The sequence below is a fragment of the Vibrio sp. 10N.286.49.B3 genome, from assembly GCF_002873395.1.
GTDB lineage: Bacteria > Pseudomonadota > Gammaproteobacteria > Enterobacterales > Vibrionaceae > Vibrio.
This window is the reverse complement of record NZ_MCUV01000067.1, coordinates 1-3,333: the sequence shown is the minus strand read 5'-3', so window position 1 is coordinate 3,333 and position 3,333 is coordinate 1. Positions and strand designations below refer to the sequence as shown.

The window sequence follows — 3,333 nt, the reverse complement described above, 5'->3', positions numbered from 1 at the left end:
TCGCAATCACCGAAATACGCAGATAACACCTTCGCTGTTTTCAATAACTCTTTTGAACTACCCAAATAGCTATTACTTTTGCTCTCGTCATATCGAACAAACAAACCATCAACGATGGAGGTTTCTAGAGCCTCATCTGATATTTCATTGCTTTTGTCGGTACTTTTATCTTTCATGCTTCAACCTCATATTTGTGGCACAATCGTTATTTTAGGAAAATGTTTCTATAAATTCATCGCCATTATTGATCCGACAGGCATGTCGGATCAATTTGTTTTTTTGAGTTAAAGTCCATTTTTTCGGTAACTGGATGAAAAGGTTTGAGTATTTCGGATAAAAAAATTACCGGCCTGCTACTTAGTTCTCATGGTCGGACGCAACAAACTTTAATTACTACAATGCCAATGATTGAGCTAAGTTCGTACTTCTCGACGAACAATCTATTGCCGGAGTTGAGGTGGGCTATTGACGCCGCTGCGAACTCTAAAAATGCTGACAAAGTTCAGAGGATACAAAATGAGCAACAAAAAATTGTTATTGAACAATCAGTAAGCGCACCTTTATCGTTAACTTTTGCGATTGTCGGTAAACCTATTCTTACCGGCGTATCACACCCTTTGTCGACTCTAAATTACAACTCTTCGGATACATTTGTTGTCGGGAATGTTTTGGGGTTGATTGCTATCTGCAAATTTTTGGGATTAAAAACATTTCTATTTAGCTCAAGATTCACTGCTAAAGAGGCGCATCAAAGGGGTGAGCTTAGGCAGCGTATTGCGATGGAGAGCGTTGAAGTTCGTATAGTGTTTGATCATCAACAAGGTTTAAGCACTGGGCATGTCATTGAGTTATTTAAAAAGAGCAGTATTTTTGATTCATCACTGAGCCTTCCACACCTTGATGATGGGAAAAACCTACTGTCTGATGACCATTTTCCATTGAAACCTTTTATAGAGCAGTTAATAAGTGACGCCAATATTGAATCTTATGGTGGTGTTAATTTTGATTCCAAACATATAAAAGTCTCAGAACGCTATATCACCACTCAATACGTTCTTTTCAAACTAATCATAGGTGCTGTTGCTGGAGTTGGCACACAGGAGTACAGCAAAATGCCAAAAGACATTATGTTACCTGATGGAACCAGCATTACTTCAGTGTTATGCAATGGCTATATAACAAAAATCATTATTTTTTTGAGTGTATGGCTTAAAGCATTGAAAGAGGTTTTTCTCAACGATCGTACCAGTTATCACTTATCCCCACAGATCTGGCAAGCTCTAGGCTTAACCATTCATCAATTAGTTAATGATGGTAAATCTGAAAGTGAGTTAGAAAAAGCAGCAGGGGTCCTAGGTGCACTTGATTACGGAAAGAACGCAGAGCATTGGAACAGTTGCACTGTAATGGAAATGGATGCTAAAGGTCGTATATATAAGAACGCGGCGAGTTCAACTAGATTATTTAGAGTTGGACTGTCGAAGTATTTTATTGAAGTAATTAATAACATTGATCATCAATAATATCTGTAATTATTTTTGACTTAGAAATAGCACTAAAATGCAAATAACTATCGTCTGTCCTATACGTCCACAGGGCAGACAGGTAGAAGCATATCGTGTAGATAGATAGAAGTAAACCAAAGCTCTAGATTAACGAAAAGTAATTGTTTCATCTTCTTGATACTCAAGGAACTAGTACGTGTATTTTGCTTTGTGTTAAAAATGAGACTCCTAAGAAGGGAGTTTGACAGGTAATCTCTTGCCCAAATTTGCGTAAAACTATAATGATATTGAGATCACCCGGAATTAATTATCAAACTTACTGCTTATTTCGGTATCGCTGTATGCATTTGCCATAGTCAATGAAATGATTGATTGATTGATTGATAAAAATAATAGTCAGTATTGGTGTTTCAAACATATGGCTGGCCAAATCATTCATGAATGTGTTTGGCCTTCGATTAAAGAAGGTTACGGAAGGATCAAGTCATAAATGAATCAGTTTGGAGTGGGGCATCTGATGGTGATCTTGGTTATTCTATGAGCCTTATATCAAGAATAAAGTTTTATTCTAAAAATAAGCATTTGAACTGGATGATAGAAGCGAAAGGATATAAGGAGATCCCGACATTACTTAGTGACTTTTATTCAAATAAAACAAGTAGTAACCTCCTTGTGATCAATCTATCAACAATATCGTATGAAGCAAACAATCAAGAAGTTATAGTTAATGCAATTGGCAGAAAACTAATGGAATTGGCTAGAAGTGGAGATATCAACCATAGTGATCCAGTGTTAGTTTTTATAGATGAAGCACATCAGTTTTTAAACAAAACAGTTGGAGATGAGACAACTGCGATCAAGCTAGATTCGTTTGGCAATATTGCAAAAGAAGACCGTAAATATGACCTGAATGTAGTTATTGCGACACAACGCCCAAGAGATATACCTGAAGATGTATTAAGTCAGGTTGGATCTTTGATTGTTCATCGGTTAACCAATTACCATGATCAAGAAATCGTAAAAAGATCTGCTGGTACAATGGAGCAACGTTCTGCTTCGTTTTTGCCAACATTAAGTCAAGATGAAGCATTACTATTAGGGATTGACTTTCCATTTCCAATGACCATTAAAATGAAAAAGCCTAAAGTCAAACCCACATCTAAAAGCGCCGCAATATTCAATACCTTGGACACGTATGTGTAAGCCCGATAAATACTGATATGAAAGACTTGGAGTACATTTTTGGCTCAATCGATGGCGATAATGTTACTGATCAACATTTAGGAAGCCTCATTTTAAACTAGTTTTCCTAAATCTGGCTTGGTAAAAAAGGGAGTGGACTCCATAAATTATACTATAAATTGATCACGTTAGAATAATGTGTCCAAAACTTTTCATGAGTAATTTTACTACTGTGTAAGTGAGCGACACATTCACTTTTTGGAGTAGCTCGTTAATAAATTTCTGGAGTATAGTTCAGTCTAAACATCCATCCTTTTTTATCTTTCTTGCTTGAGCATTATTAACTGTCATTATGAGCCTCATCATTTTTTAACTTACCTAGTAAGTAGGGAGACAATACTTCTTCAATTGGTAGTCTTGTTTGTGTTTTCAACATCTTGATGATCGTCAGCATAATATAAGTATTTTTCTGCAATTGCTCGTTCAATTCATCATTTTCCAATTGAAGTTTCTTTATCCTTTGAATAAATGCCGCCTTGCTATTTCTAGAAAGGATGAGCCCTTCTTCTACTGGGGTCAATCCAAGACCATTCAGCAATTGAAGGTTGTATTTATTAATTAACGCGTAAGCGCTCATTACTCAGCA

3 protein-coding genes are annotated in these 3,333 nt (G+C 36.3%); 2 read left to right on the top strand and 1 reads right to left on the bottom strand.

Translation table 11 applies throughout. The features are described from left to right. Positions 1 to 320: 320 nt before the first annotated feature. Positions 321 to 1,523, top strand: coding sequence for a hypothetical protein (locus BCU68_RS15860; RefSeq protein ID WP_241901393.1), 1,203 nt, complete (start codon positions 321 to 323; stop codon positions 1,521 to 1,523). A gap of 519 nt (positions 1,524 to 2,042) precedes the next feature. Further along, on the top strand, positions 2,043 to 2,708 hold the full coding sequence (locus tag BCU68_RS15855; protein ID WP_102565709.1) for an ATP-binding protein: 666 nt from the start codon (positions 2,043 to 2,045) through the stop codon (positions 2,706 to 2,708). A 319-nt stretch (positions 2,709 to 3,027) separates the two neighbouring features. On the opposite strand, the gene BCU68_RS15850 is transcribed toward BCU68_RS15855, so the two are convergent. Continuing rightward, positions 3,028 to 3,267, bottom strand: a complete 240-nt coding sequence (locus tag BCU68_RS15850; protein WP_198591768.1) for a hypothetical protein — start codon at positions 3,265 to 3,267, stop codon at positions 3,028 to 3,030. Positions 3,268 to 3,333: the final 66 nt, after the last annotated feature.